The 15701-nt window shown below is 72.0% G+C and carries 12 protein-coding genes; 7 read left to right on the forward strand and 5 right to left on the reverse strand.

What is annotated here, in order from left to right:
• Nucleotides 1–59 precede the first annotated feature (59 nt).
• The gene (locus ABTZ54_RS32655; protein WP_351670411.1) at nucleotides 60–1001 is read left to right on the forward strand and encodes an NADP-dependent oxidoreductase; all 942 of its coding nucleotides are present in this window, start codon (nucleotides 60–62) and stop codon (nucleotides 999–1001) included.
• A gap of 30 nt (nucleotides 1002–1031) precedes the next feature.
• On the opposite strand, the gene ABTZ54_RS32660 is transcribed toward ABTZ54_RS32655, so the two are convergent.
• Both ABTZ54_RS32660 and ABTZ54_RS32665 read right to left on the reverse strand, forming a co-directional pair.
• Nucleotides 1032–4412 (reverse strand): FlgD immunoglobulin-like domain containing protein, encoded by a 3381-nt coding sequence (locus ABTZ54_RS32660; RefSeq protein ID WP_351670414.1) that lies wholly within the window; start codon nucleotides 4410–4412, stop codon nucleotides 1032–1034.
• A 166-nt stretch (nucleotides 4413–4578) separates the two neighbouring features.
• Nucleotides 4579–7995 (reverse strand): flagellar hook assembly protein FlgD, encoded by a 3417-nt coding sequence (locus tag ABTZ54_RS32665; RefSeq protein WP_351670417.1) that lies wholly within the window; start codon nucleotides 7993–7995, stop codon nucleotides 4579–4581.
• A 233-nt stretch (nucleotides 7996–8228) separates the two neighbouring features.
• Here ABTZ54_RS32665 and ABTZ54_RS32670 point away from each other — a divergent pair, with 233 nt between their 5' ends.
• The gene (locus ABTZ54_RS32670) at nucleotides 8229–9122 is read left to right on the forward strand and encodes a glycoside hydrolase family 19 protein (protein ID WP_351670420.1); all 894 of its coding nucleotides are present in this window, start codon (nucleotides 8229–8231) and stop codon (nucleotides 9120–9122) included.
• Here the strand turns inward: ABTZ54_RS32670 and ABTZ54_RS32675 are convergent, their stop codons facing one another.
• Both ABTZ54_RS32675 and ABTZ54_RS32680 read right to left on the reverse strand, forming a co-directional pair.
• Complete coding sequence (locus ABTZ54_RS32675) at nucleotides 9123–9359, reverse strand: DUF397 domain-containing protein (protein ID WP_351670423.1); 237 nt, start codon at nucleotides 9357–9359, stop codon at nucleotides 9123–9125. It abuts the gene before it with no gap.
• On the reverse strand, nucleotides 9356–10192 hold the full coding sequence (locus ABTZ54_RS32680; RefSeq protein WP_351670426.1) for a helix-turn-helix domain-containing protein: 837 nt from the start codon (nucleotides 10190–10192) through the stop codon (nucleotides 9356–9358). Before ABTZ54_RS32680 ends, ABTZ54_RS32675 begins: the two co-directional genes overlap by 4 nt.
• A 237-nt stretch (nucleotides 10193–10429) precedes the next feature.
• Between ABTZ54_RS32680 and ABTZ54_RS32685 the strand changes: the two genes are divergently transcribed.
• The 5 genes from ABTZ54_RS32685 to ABTZ54_RS32705 all read left to right on the forward strand — a co-directional run bounded on the left by ABTZ54_RS32685 (nucleotide 10430) and on the right by ABTZ54_RS32705 (nucleotide 14705).
• Nucleotides 10430–10783 carry a hypothetical protein gene (locus ABTZ54_RS32685; protein WP_351670429.1) on the forward strand — a complete coding sequence of 118 codons (354 nt, stop codon included), beginning with the start codon at nucleotides 10430–10432 and terminating at the stop codon, nucleotides 10781–10783.
• 39 nt (nucleotides 10784–10822) lie between these two features.
• Nucleotides 10823–11614, forward strand: coding sequence for a DUF2785 domain-containing protein (locus ABTZ54_RS32690; protein WP_351670432.1), 792 nt, complete (start codon nucleotides 10823–10825; stop codon nucleotides 11612–11614).
• Between the two features lie 116 nt (nucleotides 11615–11730).
• Nucleotides 11731–13092 (forward strand): aspartate aminotransferase family protein, encoded by a 1362-nt coding sequence (locus tag ABTZ54_RS32695; protein WP_351670435.1) that lies wholly within the window; start codon nucleotides 11731–11733, stop codon nucleotides 13090–13092.
• A 66-nt stretch (nucleotides 13093–13158) separates the two neighbouring features.
• Nucleotides 13159–13857, forward strand: a complete 699-nt coding sequence (locus ABTZ54_RS32700; RefSeq protein WP_351670438.1) for a GntR family transcriptional regulator — start codon at nucleotides 13159–13161, stop codon at nucleotides 13855–13857.
• Nucleotides 13858–14051: 194 nt separating this feature from the next.
• Nucleotides 14052–14705: a putative DNA-mimic protein gene (locus tag ABTZ54_RS32705; RefSeq protein WP_351670441.1), complete on the forward strand. Its 654-nt coding sequence runs from the start codon at nucleotides 14052–14054 to the stop codon at nucleotides 14703–14705.
• A 148-nt stretch (nucleotides 14706–14853) separates the two neighbouring features.
• Here the strand turns inward: ABTZ54_RS32705 and ABTZ54_RS32710 are convergent, their stop codons facing one another.
• Nucleotides 14854–15588, reverse strand: coding sequence for an SLATT domain-containing protein (locus tag ABTZ54_RS32710; RefSeq protein ID WP_351670523.1), 735 nt, complete (start codon nucleotides 15586–15588; stop codon nucleotides 14854–14856).
• Nucleotides 15589–15701: the final 113 nt, after the last annotated feature.

A 15701-nucleotide genomic window follows, 5' to 3' on the forward strand; every position in this document is an offset into this window, starting at 1 on the left:
CGGGGGTGCCGGGCGTGGGTGTAATGGCCACGAGGGGGCTGCCGCAGGAGGAGAACCCCATGCGTGTCGTCGAAGTGACCGCCTACGGCGGACCCGAGGTCCTGAGCATGGCCCGCCGCCCGGAACCCGAGGCCGGGGACGTGCCGGGCAAGGTACGGGTACGGCTCAAGGCGGCCGGTGTGACCGTGGCGGACCTGAGGATCAGATCGGGCCTCTACGTCGACGCGATCGGGGGCCTGCGCCCGCCCTTCGTCCTCGGCACGGACTTCGCGGGCCGCCTCATGGACCAGGCGGGGAGCCTGCCGGCGGGCACCCGGGTGGCGGGCTTCATGCCCTGGTTCGACGAGCTGACCGGCGAGGGCACGTACGCGGAGGTCATCAGGGTCGACCCGGAGTGGCTGGCCCCCCTCCCCGAGGACGTGGATTTCACGGTCGCCGCCTCCGTCCCGCTGGCCGCGATCACCGCCCGCCAGGGCCTGGACAAGCTGGCCCTCCCGGAGGGCGCGACCCTGCTCGTCACGGGCGCCAGCGGCGTCGTGGGCCGCTTCGCCGTCCAGCTGGCCGCGGCGGACGGCCTGCGGGTCGTGGGCGTCACCTACGAGGGCGACGAGAGCGAGCTGAAGGTCCTGGGCGCCCAGCACTGCGTACCGCGCGGGGAACCGGCCCAGATCCTGTCCGGAATCCTGGAGTACGCCCCCGACCGCGTCGACGGCGTCTTCGACGGCGCCCTGATCGGCACCCCGGTCCTGGCCGCCCTGAAGGACGCCGGCCGCTTCGTCTCCCTGGCCGCCGACCGCACCCCGACGGCCGAACGCGACATCGAGGTCCACACGGTCGTCGGCCGCCCCGACCCCGCCACCCTGACCACCCTCCTGAACAAGGTCGCGGCCCGCGAACTCGTCACCCGAGTGGCCGACGTCATGCCCCTGGAGGAGGCGGCGGAGGCCCACCGTAGAGCGGAGTCGGGGCACCGGCCGGGGCGGATCGTCCTGATGATCTGAGCCCCGGCCGGGGCGGCGGCCGCCTACGGGCTACTCGGCGAAGTAGCCCTGCACGTCGGCGACGAGGTCGGTGGTGCCGGCGTGGTTGTACAACGTCACCTTGCCGTCCTTCACCGGCACGACCACCAGGTTGGACACGATGCTGCCCGCCGGCACATTGAGGTTGGAGGCGGCGGTGCGGGTGGTGCCGTAGGGGTAGGCCGTGACGTACGTGTTCGCCGTCGTGTTGGTGGCGGTCACGTTGAGGACCACGGCGGTGACGTCGACGGCGGAGACGCCGCCCTTGCCGCCGACCGTCAGGGTGATCTCACCCTTGGCGCCGACCTTGGCCTTCGCCGCACCGGTGCCCGTACGGGTGTCGAGCAGCCGGCTCGGCGCCAGCGGCTCGAACCGGGAGCCGGGACCGGCCTCGTCGTAGTAGCCCTGCACGTCGGCGATCAGGTCGACCGCGCCCGACTTGTTGTACAGGTACACCTGGCCGTCGATGACGGGGGCGACGACGAGGTTGGAGGCGGTCTGCCCGGCGGCCACGTTGAGCAGCGAAGGTCCCGTCCAGTCGTTGTTGAACATGTAGGGAACCACGGAGACCACGGTGGGGTCCGTCGGGTTGGTGGCCGTCACGTTCAGCACGACGGACTTCGTCCCGTAGGGCAGCTTCCCGTACTTGCGGCTGATGCCCAGCGGAAGGGTGATGCTGCTCCCCACCTTGTACTTGGGGGCGCCGAGGCCGCTGCGGGTGTCCAGCAGACGCGAGGGCGTCAGCGGCGTGTAGAGGTCCCCGGCGCCCGGGGCGTAGTAGCCCTGGACGTCGGCGATCAGGTCGACGGTGCCGGAGTTGTTGGAGAAGGTGACCTTCCCGTCCTTCACCGGCACGACGACCAGGTTCGGCACGGTCTTCCGGGCCGGGACGTTCACGTTCGACGCGTTGGGCCTGGCGGTCCCGTACGGGTAGGCGGTGACGAAGGTCGACGCGGTCGCGTTGGTCACGGTCAGGTTGAGCGCGACGGCGGTGACGCCGGTGGCCGGGACGCCGCCCTTGCCCGCGAGGTCCAGCGTGACGGTGCCCTTCGCGCCGATCTTCGCCTTGGCGACGCCGGTGCCGTTGCGGGTGTCCATGACCCGGGCCGGGGTGACGCTCGTGTACGCCTCGGAGGCCGTGGGGATCGACTTGCGCAGGCTCGTGGTGCCCTGGACGGTGACGTCGGCGCCCACGCCGTCGGCGGGCTTGGCGGTCAGCGTCCAGGTGTACGCGGCGTTGGGCAGCGGGTTGCCGGCCGCGTCCTTGCCGTTCCACGTGGGCGTGATGGCCCCGCGCGCCTCCCCGCCGCCCGGCAGGTCGTAGACCTGGTCGGTGACGGTGTTGCGCACGCTCAGGGACCACGAGGCGACGGGCTTGCTCAGCGTCAGGGAGCCGAGCGGCGAGGCGGTCGGACCCGCGTCGACGAAGGCGGCGTCCCGCTGGTCCACGACGGCCAGCGGCTGCGTGGCGATGCCGGAGGGCACGACGTGCACCTGCTCCTGCGCGTCCACGTACGCGACACCGCCACCGAAGCGGTCGACCGTCCAGCGGACATGGCGCTGCGAGACGCCGGTGTCGGGCAGGTCGCCGACGACGCGGCTCACCGGCTGGGCGGGGTCGAGACCGGTGAGGACCAGCTTGCCCGCGGCCTTGTCGTGGGTGACGACGTAGCCGTCACCGAGCAGCGCCTCGCCGGCCGGCACGGTCCGGGAGGCCATCTTGTCGCTGTCGAGGACTCCGGCCGGGCCGTTCGGGCCGCAGTTCCAGTAGATCCAGCGGCCGGACTTCTGGAGCTCCTGCGGGGTGCAGGGGATTCCCCCGGTGATCCGGCGTTCCTGGCCGGGGTCGGTGACGCTGCGGCCGACGAGAGTGCCCTCGTCCCGGGTGGAGGGCGCCCAGTTCCAGGCGCCGTCCAGGGCGACGGCACCCGCCGGGTACTCCCGGCTGACGCCCTTGTCGATGTCGAGGACCTGGTTCCTGGCGGGCGGTCCGGGCACGGCGTGGAGCAGCTGGTTGGGGGCCGCGTCGCTGAGGACGCTGCCCAGGGGGGTCTCCCATTCCCGGTTGCTGCCGGTTCGGCCGACGGCGTAGATCTTGCTGGTGCCGTCGAACCTCGCGTAGCGCGCGAAGCGCCCGTCGCCGAGCCCGAGCAGCCGCGAGCACGCCGGGTTGTCGGCCGCGCAGCCGTTGAGGGGCGGCAAGGTGGCCTTGCGGCTGTCGACGGCGGGGTCGCTCGCGGGGTCGACGGTGCGGACGTACGCGTCGACCCTTCCGGCTATGCCGAAGCTGTCGTCGGCGACGGCCAGCCGGCCCTGCGTCAGCGCGATGCCCTGGATCTTCGCCGGGATGGGCGCGAACCGCTTCACGAGCGTGGCGGTGGGCGTCCCCTCGGCGTCGGCGGTGATGCGGCGGATGCCCCAGTCCTGGTTGCTCGTCCCGCCGATGACCACGGCGGTGCCGTCGGGGCCGGTGGACAGGTTCGCGGTGGACGAGGCGACGATCTTGACCGCCGCGCCGCCGGCGATGGGCTGGGACCAGATCCCGCCTCGGTAGTCGCGGTACACGAGGCTCTCGCCGACCACGGCCGCCTCGTCGTACGTCGCGGCGGTGACGGCGGCGTCGATGTCGACGATCACGGGTGCGGCGGAGAGGTCGCCGCGGGAGAGCAGGCGGACCTTTTTGTCGGAGGAACCCTGCAGGGCGATGTACTTGGGCGAGACCGCCATCGCCATCAGCCCCGGCGTCGGCACGCCGCGCTGCGTGATCCGCCCGGTCTCCTTCGAGACCAGCAGCGTCTCCCAGGCCTCGCCGGACATGACGAGGGACGTGCCGTCGGAGTCGACCGCCCAGGTCTCGACGGCCGGCTTGCCGGACTCGTCGGTGACCGTCACGTCCTGCGTGGTGCCGTCGGGACGGGCCGACAACAGGTGGGTCTCCACCAGCTCTTTGGTGCCGTCGGCCTTCGTCGTCTCCTTGTACGCGACGACGGTCGAGCCGAAGACCCGTACGGACGTGAGGCCCGCCGGGACCTTGACGGTCTGGACCGCCCCGCTCGCGTGGCGGAGCTCGACCTCGCCGTTCCGGAGGTACGCCAGGAGGTCGTCGCCGGTCGCCTGGACCGAGGTCCACGGCGTGGCGGGCTCGGTGACCTGGACGGTCGTGCCGTCCGCGTACCGGGTCCACTGGACGCCCTTGAGGCCCTCCTCGGTGTGGAAGAAGCCCTCGACGCCCGCCCCGTCGGCGCGGGAGTACCTCGACTGCTCCGCGAGGTACGGCTTGCCGCCCCGCGGCGGGCCCTTGAAGGTCGCCGGAACGACCACTTCCTGCGCCACGGGAGTCTCCGCGGCCGTCGCCAGCGGTGCCAGACCGCCGACGGTGAGTGTGATGCCCATCGCGGTGGCGAAAGCGCCCCTCGCGAGATGGTGGCGAGTCACTTGTGTGTCCCCTTGTTCGCAAACCTGCCGTGGCCCCCCACGCAGGTGGACCGGAGCCTAACAAGCGCTTGCAGGCTCCGGTCCACGGGTGTCGCGTCAGGGGCGCGTCAGGATCGCGTCAGGGTCACTCCGCGAAGAACCCCTGCACATCGGCGATGAGGTCCGTCGTCCCGCCGTGGTTGTAGAACGTCACCTTGCCGTCCTTGACGGGGACGACGATCAGGTTGGAGACGGTCGCGCCCTTCGGGACGTTGAGGTTGGACGCGGCGGTGCGGGTCGTCCCGTACGGGTAGGCCGTGACGAAGGTGTTCGACGTGGTGTTCGTGGCGGTCACGTTGAGGACGACCGCTGTGGTGCCCTTCGCCGGGATCCAGGCCTTGTCGGCCACCGTCAGGGTGACCGTGCGGCCCGCGCCCAGCTTCGCCTTCGGGACGCCGGTGCCCGTGCGGGTGTCCATGAGGCGCTGGGGGGACAGCGACTCGTAGAGCGAGCCCAGCCGGTCGGCGGTGTAGTAGCCGGCCACGTCGGCGATCAGGTCGACCGAGCCCGCGCGGTTGTAGAGGTCGACGCCGCCGTCCTTGACGGGGACGACCACCAGGTTGGAGCGGGTCTCGCCCTTGCCCGGGTTGAGGTGCGAGCCGACGACCGCCGCGCCCTTCGGGAGGGCGGTGACGAAGGTGCCGGCGGTGACGTTGGTCGCCGTCACGTTCAGGACGACCGCCGTCACGGCCGGGTTGTCCAGTTCCGTGCCCTTGAAGGAGAGGCGGGCCCGGGCGCCGCCCGTGATCTTCGCCTTCGGCGCGCCGAGGCCGCTGCGCGTGTCGAGCGCCCGCCACGGGGCCATCGGCCGGTACAGCCCCGCCTCGTCGCCGAAGGTGTTCGCCCCGGCGAGGTCGGCGATCAGGTCGACGGTGCCCGCGTGGTTGTAGAAGGTCACCTTGCCGTGGTCGACGGGGGCGACGACCAGGTTGGAGACCGTCCTGCCCGCCGCCACGTTGAGGTTCGACGCCGACGAGCGGCCGGTGGAGGCGTCGTACACGGAGACGAAGGTCCCGGCGGTCGGGTTGGTCGCGGTGACGTGCAGCGCCACGGACGTGGTCATGCGGCTGTCGATGCCGGGCACGCCCGAGAGGTCGACGGTGACGGTGCCCTTGGCGCCCAGCTTGGCCTTGGTGACGCCGGTGCCGTCACGGGTGTCGAGCACCCGGCGCGGCGGCAGGGCGGTGAAGCTGGAGCTCGCCGGGGACTTCCCGCCGCGCAGGACGACCTCACCGCTCAGCGTCGTCGCCGCGCCCGAGGCGCCGTCGGGGCGGGCGGTCAGCGTCCAGGTGTACGCGCCGTTCCCCATCAGCTCGCCGGACTTGTCCTTGCCGTTCCAGGAAAGGCGCAGCGCCCGCCCGTCCGTGCCCGAGGCCAGCGTGCTGACCTTGCCGGTGGTGCGGTGGCGGGCCGTCAGGGTCCAGTCGCCGAAGGGACGGGACGGCGTGAGGGAGGTGAGGGCGGTCGGCTCCCCGTACTTCTGGCCGTCGACGACCCCGGCCGGGTTGTCCTCCCGGGCCAGCACCGTCAGCGGCTGGCGCGCGATGCCGCTCGGCACCACGTGGATCTGCCCCTGGGCGTCGGCGTACGCGAGGTGGCCGCCGAACTTGTCGACGGTCCAGGTGATCCGCCGCTGCGAGCTGCCCGTGTCGGGGAGGCTGCCCACCACGCGGGTGACGGCGGGCCCGGCGGAGTCGGCGCCGGTCAGGACCAGCTTCCCGGCCGCCTTGTCGTGCGTGACGACATAGCCGTCGCCCAGCAGCGCCTCGCCGGACGGCACGGTCCGGTTCGCCTTCTCCGTACGGTCGAAGACCCCGGCCGGGCCGCTCGCGCCGCAGGACCAGTACAGCCAGCGGCCGACGGCCTGGAGCTCCTCGGGCACGCACGGCGCGCCGGTGTTGAGCGCCTCGACGGTCTTGCCGGTCTTCAGGTCCTTCGCGCTCACCGCGCCCTTGTCGGCGCCCGCGCTCCACAGCCAGGACCCCCACAGGGCGGACGCGACGGGCTCGCGCTCCTCCAGGACCTGGGTGCTCTTGTCGTCCGTCACCATCCGCAGCACGCGCTGGGTGGTGCCGGTCTTCCGCACGCTGTCCACGACGAGGTACGGGCCGCTGAGGTCGCGGACGCGGGCCGTGCCGCCGGGGAACGTGGAGCGGAAGGTGCTCTCCCAGCCGCCGACGGTGATGTAGCCGTCGCTGCCGCCGATGTGGGTGAGGAAGCCGCCGTCGCCGCTGGGCCAGTACTCCTGGCACGCGAGGTCGCCCGCCGGGCAGGGGCCCACCCACTTGCTCGTGGCGGTGCGCTTGCCCGCGGTCAGGGCGCCGGTGGTGCTCAGCCCCCGGCTCCAGGCCGCGCCGTCCGACGCGCTGTCGTCGCTGCGGTCGATGACGGCCAGCTGGCCCTGGGCGAGCGCGAGCCGCTCGACCGGGACGGCTTTGCCGGGGACCTTCTTCAGGACCGAGATCACGGGCTTGCCGTCCGGCCCGACGGTGATCCGCCGGACCGCCCAGTCGGAGTTGTCGGGGCCGCCGACGACGACCGCGCTGTCCGGGCCCTGCCCGATGCCGCCCCAGGTCTTGCCGGTGAGCAGATCGACGGGCGCGCCGCCCCCGATCGGGACGGCCTGGACCATCCCGTACGGGTTGTGCACGACCCAGTCGCCGACGAGCGCGACCTCGCTGCCGTACACCCGGGCCGGCACCTCGGCGAGCGGCGCGGAGAGGTTCGCGCGGGAGCCGACGAGGACCTTGTCGAGGCGGTAGTCGGCGTAGAACAGGACGCGCGTGGCGGAGATCCTGGCGCTCGCGTAGGCCGCGGGGACGGCCGGGAAGCGGCCCTGGGCCTTGCCGGTGGCCGCGTCGACCAGGGTGTAGGTGCGCGTGCCGTCCAGCTCGGGGCCCTGGAGCAGGAGGGAGGTCGCGTCGCCCGCGACGGCGGGGCCGTAGTCGACTCCGGCCGGCTCCTCGACCACCAGATCGGCGGTGCCGCCGTCGGGGGTCGCCGAGAGGATGTGGGTGCGGCCCGTCGCGTCGTCGGCGACCGCGCGCGACCCGTAGACGTTGGTCCCCTTCAGGCCCGCGGGCACCGCGAGGGTCGCCACCCGCCCGTCGGAGTACCGCAGTTCGACCTTGTCGTCCGTCACGTAGGCGAGCGCGTCCGTGCCGGTCCCGCGTCCCGAGCCCATCGCCGACTCGATGCCGGGGATCGCGGAGGTCCTGCCGTCGGAGAAGCGCGTCCACACCGGCTGCGTGCGTCCGTCCTCGTGGACGAAGACGCCCTCGGTGCCGACGCTGTCGGCGTCCCCGTACTCGGACTGCCCCGCCTGGTGCACCTTCTCCCAGATGGGGCCGCTCTTGACCGCGGCCGGGATGACCAGCTCCTGCGGCACCTCCGGCGTGTCCGCGACCGCCGGTGCGGCGGCCAGCGGTATCAGGCCACCTGCGGCGACCGTGAGTCCGAGCGCGGCGAAGGAAGCCCTCCGCGCGAGGGTATGACGAACCACCTGGTGTTCTCCCCGTGTTGCCCCGGGTCGGTCCGGGCTCCCCCCGGCCCCGCCCTGTTGCTTCTGTGGCCTCTGCGGCCCTTGTTGCGTCTGCTCGTTCCCCCGGGCAGGCCGAAAAGGAGCCTAACAGCGGGCGTTCGCGCGCTCTCAGTGGTTTTACGTTTGGTCTAGACCTTGACGGGTCCAGACCAATCACGCTTCGCTGGCCCTTCCCCCACCGGAAGGAAGAGCGCGTGTTGCGACGTCTTCTCACCGTTCTCGCCGCGATCTGTACGGTCGTCGGCCTCGCTGTACTCGTCCCCGCCACCTCCGCCGCCGCGGCGCCCGCCTGCGCGGCGGCCTGGAGCTCCGGCGCGGTCTACACCGGCGGCATGACCGCCTCGTACAACGGCCACAACTGGCAGGCCAAGTGGTGGACCCAGAACGAGACCCCCGGCACGACCGGCCAATGGGGCGTCTGGGCCGACCAGGGCGCCTGCGGCGACGGCGGCGGCAACCCGGACCCGTCCGGATTCGTCGTCTCCGAGGCCCAGTTCAACCAGATGTTCCCGAACCGGAACCCCTTCTACACGTACGCGGGCCTCGTCGACGCCCTCAAGTCGTACCCCGCCTTCGCCACCACCGGCGGCGACACCGTGAAGAAGCAGGAGGCCGCGGCCTTCCTCGCCAACGTCAGCCACGAGACCGGCGGCCTCTACTACATCGTCGAGCAGAACACCGCCAACTACCCCCACTACTGCGACGCCACCCAGTCCTACGGCTGCCCCGCCGGCCAGGCCGCGTACTACGGCCGCGGCCCCATCCAGCTCTCCTGGAACTTCAACTACAAGGCCGCGGGCGACGCCCTCGGCATCGACCTGCTGAACAACCCCTGGCGCGTCGAGCGCGAGCCGGCCGTCGCCATGGCCACCGGCCTCTGGTACTGGAACACCCAGAACGGCCCCGGCACCATGACCGCCCACAACGCCATGGTCAACGGCGCGGGCTTCGGCGAGACCATCCGCTCCATCAACGGCGCGCTGGAGTGCAACGGCGGCAACCCGGCCCAGGTGCAGAGCCGGGTCACCAAGTACCAGCAGTTCACCCAGATCCTGGGCGTCCCGACCGGGGCGAACCTGTACTGCTGATCAGCCCTGCCAGGTGAGGAACGACTGCCAGACGGACGGCTCGACCGCGAAGGTCGGGCCGTCCTGCACCTTGGAGTCGCGGAGGTGGATGGAGTGGGGGCAGGTGGCTACTTCTACGCAGTTGCCGCCGCCGCTGTCGCTGTAGCTGGACTTGTGCCAGTCGAAGGCGACTTCGACGCAGCTTCCGCCGCCGCTGTCGCTGTAGCTCGACTTGAACCAGCTCAGGGTGTCGCTCATCTCTGTACTCCCGCCAACCGCTCGATGAGGCCAAGGGACTTGCGCGGATCCAGGGCCTGTGCGCGGATCTTCGCATACCTCTGCATGAGCTTACTCACCTTGGCGCGGTCGGTGATGAGTACGCTCTCGCCCTGGATTTCCAGGTAGCTGGCGTGCGTGTGGTCCGGGCTCTCGACGATCTCCAGGTTGCCCCGATCGCCCGAGTACTCGCCCCCCAGCGCCGCGTCCAGCGGCAGCACCAGAAGGTTCACGTTGCTCCTGCGGGCGCAGTCCGCCAGGTACAGCAACTGCTCCCGCATGATGTCCACGCTCCCGATCGGGCGCAGCAGGACCGACTCGTCGAGCACCAGCTCGATCTCACAGGTCGGTGTCCGGTCGAACAGGGCCTTACGGGCCATCCGGCCCATGACCAGCTCCTCGACCCGCTCCGGGCTCGGCTTCGGGTACCCGCCCGCGATGAGCGCCCGCATGTACGGCTCGGTCTGGAACAGTCCGTGGACGACGTGGTTCGCGTACAGCCACAGCGCCACCGCCTTCTGCTCGATCTGCGAGTAGTTGCGGAACTGCTCCGGCAGCTTCTCCAGGCTCACCGGGACCCGGAGCTGCTCGAAGATGCCGAGGCCGTCCCCGAGGATCCGCTCCAGATGGACGAGCATCTCGTCGCTGACCGGATGCACGAAGCGCTCCATCGCGCTGATCGCCGCGCCGGTGTACCCCATGAGCGCCCCTTCTCGCGCCTGAGTGAGCCCCTTTCGCAACCGCATCTTTTTGGCCAGGGTCGCGGCCATACGGGCCATCGGACCCACGGTTTCCCTGTTTTCTTCACGCGCCATTCGCGTTCCCCAATCGAACTCAACCGGACTCAACCGGTCTCAACTGCTCCCCGCCGAATTCGACTGCGCGCAAGGCACGTTGGCGCAGGTCAACGGTTTCCCGACGCGCCCTCGCAGTCGTGGAAAACGCTAGCGTCGAGCCGCCACCATGGTCCTGTGAATGTCGCAAAGAGTGAGCGAAACTCCGCGCCGTGTGATTGGATTCCGCTTTCCGGATTCCAACTCCGCAAGGCGGGAGTGCAATTCGACGCCGTACGCGTCGACGGAGACGAGGGCCGCCGCCTCGCGGACTGGATGGAAGCCCTTACGGGAGGCGATCCGGGACCGGTCGTGATGGAGGCGAACGGGCGGCGCGGGGTCTACTTCCTGCTGCCGCCGGGCTCGACGTCGCACCGCGCGTGGCCGCGGGGCGTGACGCGGTTCAACGCGGGCCCGGCCCATGTGAGCTACGTGCCGGTGCCGGCGCTGACGGGGAAGACCTGGCCGCTCTCGTGGCGGTTCCCACCGACGGAGCCGGGACGGCTGGTGCACCCGTTACTCCTGAGGAGCGCGGTGTCGGAGCTGTTCGCCGACCCGTACGCGGGGAATTAATCCCGGCAGGGCCGACTCCTGTCCGATTATCGTGCGGGCGTGACCGACTGGAGTGGCGTCGTGGACGCCGATTACGCCGTGCCCGCCGACCGTGACCTGGGCGAACTCGTGGGGGAGTTGTCCCGGGCGCTCGCCGACCCGGATCCGGAGGTCCGGGACGGCGCGCCGTACGCGGTGCTGTACACGTGGCTCCAGCGGGGGGTGGTCGACGAGGGTCGGCGGCTGGAGCTGGGTGACGAGATGGCGGCCCGGTTCGGGGATGCCGAGATCCAGGCGCGTACGTTCGCGCCGCTCGTTCTCGACATGATCGTGGCGGCGGGCGGCTTCAGCGAGGCCTGGGTGGACGCCTTCGAGCGCTGGTATCCGGCGGAGGGCGATCTGCGCGGGTACGACGAGAAGCTGGGCTGGCTGCACGCGGTGGCGCACGGGGCGGATCTGCTCGCGCGGTTCGGGCGGCACGCCGAGGTGGAGCCGGTGCGGATGCTGGAGCTGGCCGCCGCGCGGCTGACGGCGCCGACCGGGCACGTGCTCGACCAGCTGGAGGACGACCGGCTGGCGCGGGCGGTGGCGCGGGTGCTGACCCGGGAGGGTCTGAGCGAGCGGGACGCGACGGGGTGGCTGGACGCGGTCGACGCGGAGTTCGGCGCGGACCGGATCGTCACACCGGTGCCCGCCCATCTCTCCAACTGCCTGCGCACCCTGCGCCTGCTCTACGTCCTCGCGGACCGGGGCGTGCGCCCGGACCAGGAGTCGCAGCCGGAGCCCCTGCGCCACGCCGAGGCCGTGAAGGCGCGCCTGGGCGAGGTCCTGGACCGGATCGTCAAGCGCTAGCCGCCTCCCGCAGCCCCCTCCCGCGGCCCCGTCCGGCAACCTGTCTCGTCCGTCCCGGTCTCGGTGGACAAGATGGCCATGGCCCGCCCCACCTGCGGTTCCTTACCCTCGGACGCATGACCCCTCATGTCGAGCCCGACCCCCAGGCCGGTGCGGCCGTCAAGGCCGCCGACCGCGCGCACGTGTTCCACTCCTGGTCCGCCCAGGGCCTGATCGACCCGCTCGCCGTCGCCGGCGCCGAGGGTTCGTACTTCTGGGACTACGACGGAAACCGCTACCTCGATTTCACGAGCGGTCTCGTCTACACCAACGTCGGCTACCAGCACCCGAAGGTCGTCGCCGCGATCCAGGAGCAGGCCGGGAAGCTGGCGACCTTCGCGCCCGCCTTCGCCGTGGACGTCCGCTCCGAGGCCGCGCGCCTGATCGCCGAGCGCACCCCGGGCGACCTGGACAAGATCTTCTTCACCAACGGCGGCGCCGAGGCCGTCGAGAACGCCGTCCGCATGGCCCGTCTGCACACGGGCCGTACGAAGCTGCTCTCGGCCTACCGCTCGTACCACGGCGCCACCTCCACCGCGATCAACCTGACGGGTGACCCGCGCCGCTGGCCCTCCGACACGGCCTCCGCCGGTGTGAAGCACTTCTGGGCGCCGTTCCTCTACCGCTCGCCGTTCTACTCGGCGAACGAGGCCGAGGAGAGTGCCCGCGCGCTCCAGCACCTTGAGGACACCATCGCCTTCGAGGGCCCGCAGACGGTCGCGGCGATCATCCTGGAGTCCGTCCCGGGCACCGCCGGCATCATGACCCCGCCGCCCGGCTACCTGGCCGGTGTCCGCGAGATCTGCGACAAGTACGGCATCGTCTTCATCCTCGACGAGGTCATGTCCGGCTTCGGCCGCACCGGCAAGTGGTTCGCCGCCGAGCACTTCGACGTCGTGCCCGACCTGATGACCTTCGCCAAGGGCGTGAACTCCGGCTACGTCCCGCTCGGCGGCGTCGCCATCAGCGAGAAGATCGCCGCGACCTTCGACAAGCGGCCGTACCCCGGCGGTCTGACCTACTCCGGTCACCCGCTGGCCTGCGCCGCCGCCGTCGCGACGATCCAGGTCATGGAGGACGAGCAGGTCGTCCAGCACGCCGCGAAGATCGGCGAGACGGTCCTCGGCCCCGGCCTGCGCGAGCTCGCCGAGCGCCACCCGTCCGTCGGCGACGTGCGCGGTCTGGGCGTCTTCTGGGCCCTGGAGCTGGTCAAGAACCGCGAGACCCGCGAGCCGCTGGTCGCGTACAACGCGGCGGGCGCGGACTTCGCCCCCATGGCGGCCTTCGCCGCCGAGGCGAAGAAGAACGGCCTGTGGCCCTTCGTCAACATGAACCGCACCCACGCCGTCCCCGCCTGCAACGTCTCCGAGGCGGAGGCCAAGGAGGGCCTGGCGGCCCTCGACGCGGCCCTGACCGTGGCCGACCAGTACACGGTGTGACATGAGCGGCCCCCTCCGTGCCCTGGACTAGGGTGTCCGGGAGCCGGACGGAGGGGGCCGACCACCATGCCCGCGAGCGGAGCTGTCACCCGCAACACCCTGCGGCAGCAGATCGCGGACGCGCTGCGTGACGAAGTCCTCGCGGGGCGTCTCGCCGCCGGTGAGGAATTCACCGTCAAGCAGATCGCCGAGCAGTACGGGGTGTCCGCGACCCCCGTGCGCGAGGCCCTCGTCGACCTCTGCGCGCAGGGGCTCCTCGACTCCGACCAGCACCGCGGCTTCCGCGTGCACCGCTTCTCGGTCGCCGACTACCGGGGCATGGTCGAGGCCCGGATGCTCGTCGTCGACGGCATCTTCCGCCGCGACGCCCCCCGCACCCCGCCCGCCGAGCCCGACCTGTCGTACGGGGTCACGCTGGTCTCCATACGGCGCCGGGGCGAGGCCGCCGCCCGCGCGGCCCGGGCCGGCGAGCTGGAGGTCCTCATCGGCTACGACATCCGCTACTGGCGCGAGCTGGGGCGGCTGGTCTCCGCCAACGACCACATCGCCGGCTTCCTGCACCGCCTGCGCGTCCAGGCCTGGGTCTTCGCGGTACCCCACCTGCGCGCCGACCGCGCGTGCACCCGCTGGCTGTGGAGCGGCCACGTGGACCTCGTCGACGCGATCACCCGCGGCGACGCGAAGGCCGCCGTCGCGGTCGTACGGGAGTACAACGCGCGCTCCCTGGAGTGGGCGGACCGACTGGAGGGGCTGGAACGCCCCTGAGCGGAGGCGGGGCCTGCCGTACGGGGCCGGGCGGGGCCTGTCGGGGTTCGGCCTGGTTCGGCCCGGGCGGGTTGAGGGGGGTCCTCCAGGGGCAGTTCCCCGGCGGGGTGTGCGGGGCCGGAGGGCCCGACTACCCTGGCCGTTTCCGAACACCGCCCGTACCGAACCCGCGACTGACGGAGAGCGAGCCTCCCTTGGCCTGTGACCTGTGGCTGGTCCCCCTCGTCGACGTGTTGTGCCACAGCGCCGACAACCCCTTCGCCGAAGAGATCGCCGCCTACGACCACGCCCTGACCACGGCCGGCCTGCCGACCGTGCCCGTCTACGCGTACATGCCGGGGCTCTCCGGGGACGTCGCCCCGGTCGCCGGCTTCGACTACGAGGCCCTGCACTTCCTGCGCCGGGCCTACCTGCTCCAGATGTGCGGGCTGCCCGTCGAGCCGGTCGGCGAGCTCGGCGGCGACTACGAGCAGCTCCTGGAGATGTTCGAGGCGACCGCCCAGCAGTCCCACCTGGTCTGGCACTACGACCACGCGGGCGCCTACGTGCCGGTCGACTTCCCCGTACCGCTCTCCAACGACGAGCTCCTGGAGGGCGGCGGCCCGCTCGGCTCCTCGCACGGTCTGCTGCGCGAGCTCCAGCTCGTCGCGCCCGCGATCGGCATCAACCCGGCCAACCCGCCGGCCGCGCCCCGGCCCCCGGAGCGGCCCACCGCCCTGGAGGAGCCCGCCGCCCCCCTCCCGTACGAGGACGACAGCCCCTTCGCCCGCGAACGGCACGTCTGGCTGGGCCTCCACGCGGCGGCCACCCGGAGCCTGGGCCAGGGCTCGATGATCGTCCTCAGCTGAGGCCGCCGCCGGGCCTCCCGCGCCGGACCCGACCCGTCCGCCCGCTACCCGACGCGTCGCCCCACCCCGTACCGGGTAGGCATCCGGCCAGGGGGCCACCGCACCCGTACGGGACCTCCCGTACGGGCCTCACCGGGCCTTCACCGCCTCAGCGTGCCTCCGGCGGCCGCTGGCGCGGCATGTTCGGCCGGGTGCCCGGGGGCAGCGGGAAGCGGCCCGAGGGGTGTCCGCTCTCGGGGCGGGCGGCCGTCGTGCCGACCGACTGGAGCGCCAGCGGCGCCGGGCCCGAGCGGAACTCCACCATCCAGTCCGCCGTCTCCGCCCGGACCAGCTCCGTCACGTCCTCGGAGAAGCGGCGCAGCACGCCCAGGCAGCGCTCGGCGGCCTCGCTCGCGGTGCCCTCGGTGGGGCCGAGGACCTCGCGGACGCTCTCCGACGCCCAGTCGAACTGGAGCGCCTGGAGCCGCCGCTGCACCGCCTGCGCGGTGGCCACGTCCCTTATCCAGCCCGAGGTGATCCCGAAGTACCGGTCGCAGGCCAGACAGGCCGCGCCGAGCAGCAGCGAGAGGTAGCCCCAGCCGGCGAGGCCCGCGGCGGCCCCGGCCAGGTCGAGCAGCGGCAGCGCGGCGCCGGCGATCACGCCGAGGGCGGTGCCCATGCGCAGCGCGCGGGCGCAGCGCCGCTTCCAGACGCGGTCGGACAGATACCACTCGGCGGTGCGCAGGGCGTTCGACTCGACCCAGCGGTAGAGCTCGTCGAGGCGTTCGGCGGGCTCGCCCCAGTCGCCGAGGGGGAAGGGCGCCCCGGTCAGGTCGCGGTCCGGCGCCGGACCGGGACCCCCGCCCTTGCCCGGGTCCTCGGGATTCCCCGGCTGCGGCTGCATGTCCGGCTGCTGGCTCACCGGGGTACTCCTCTGTTCAGCTCAGCGCTCGTGTCCTTCTGTGACGTGCGGTGCACGTGGTGCCTGCCCTTCCTACCGCCGAATGGTGGGCCGCG

The sequence above is a fragment of the Streptomyces sp. NPDC094032 genome, assembly GCF_040303965.1.
In the GTDB taxonomy this organism is placed as follows: Bacteria; Actinomycetota; Actinomycetes; order Streptomycetales; family Streptomycetaceae; genus Streptomyces.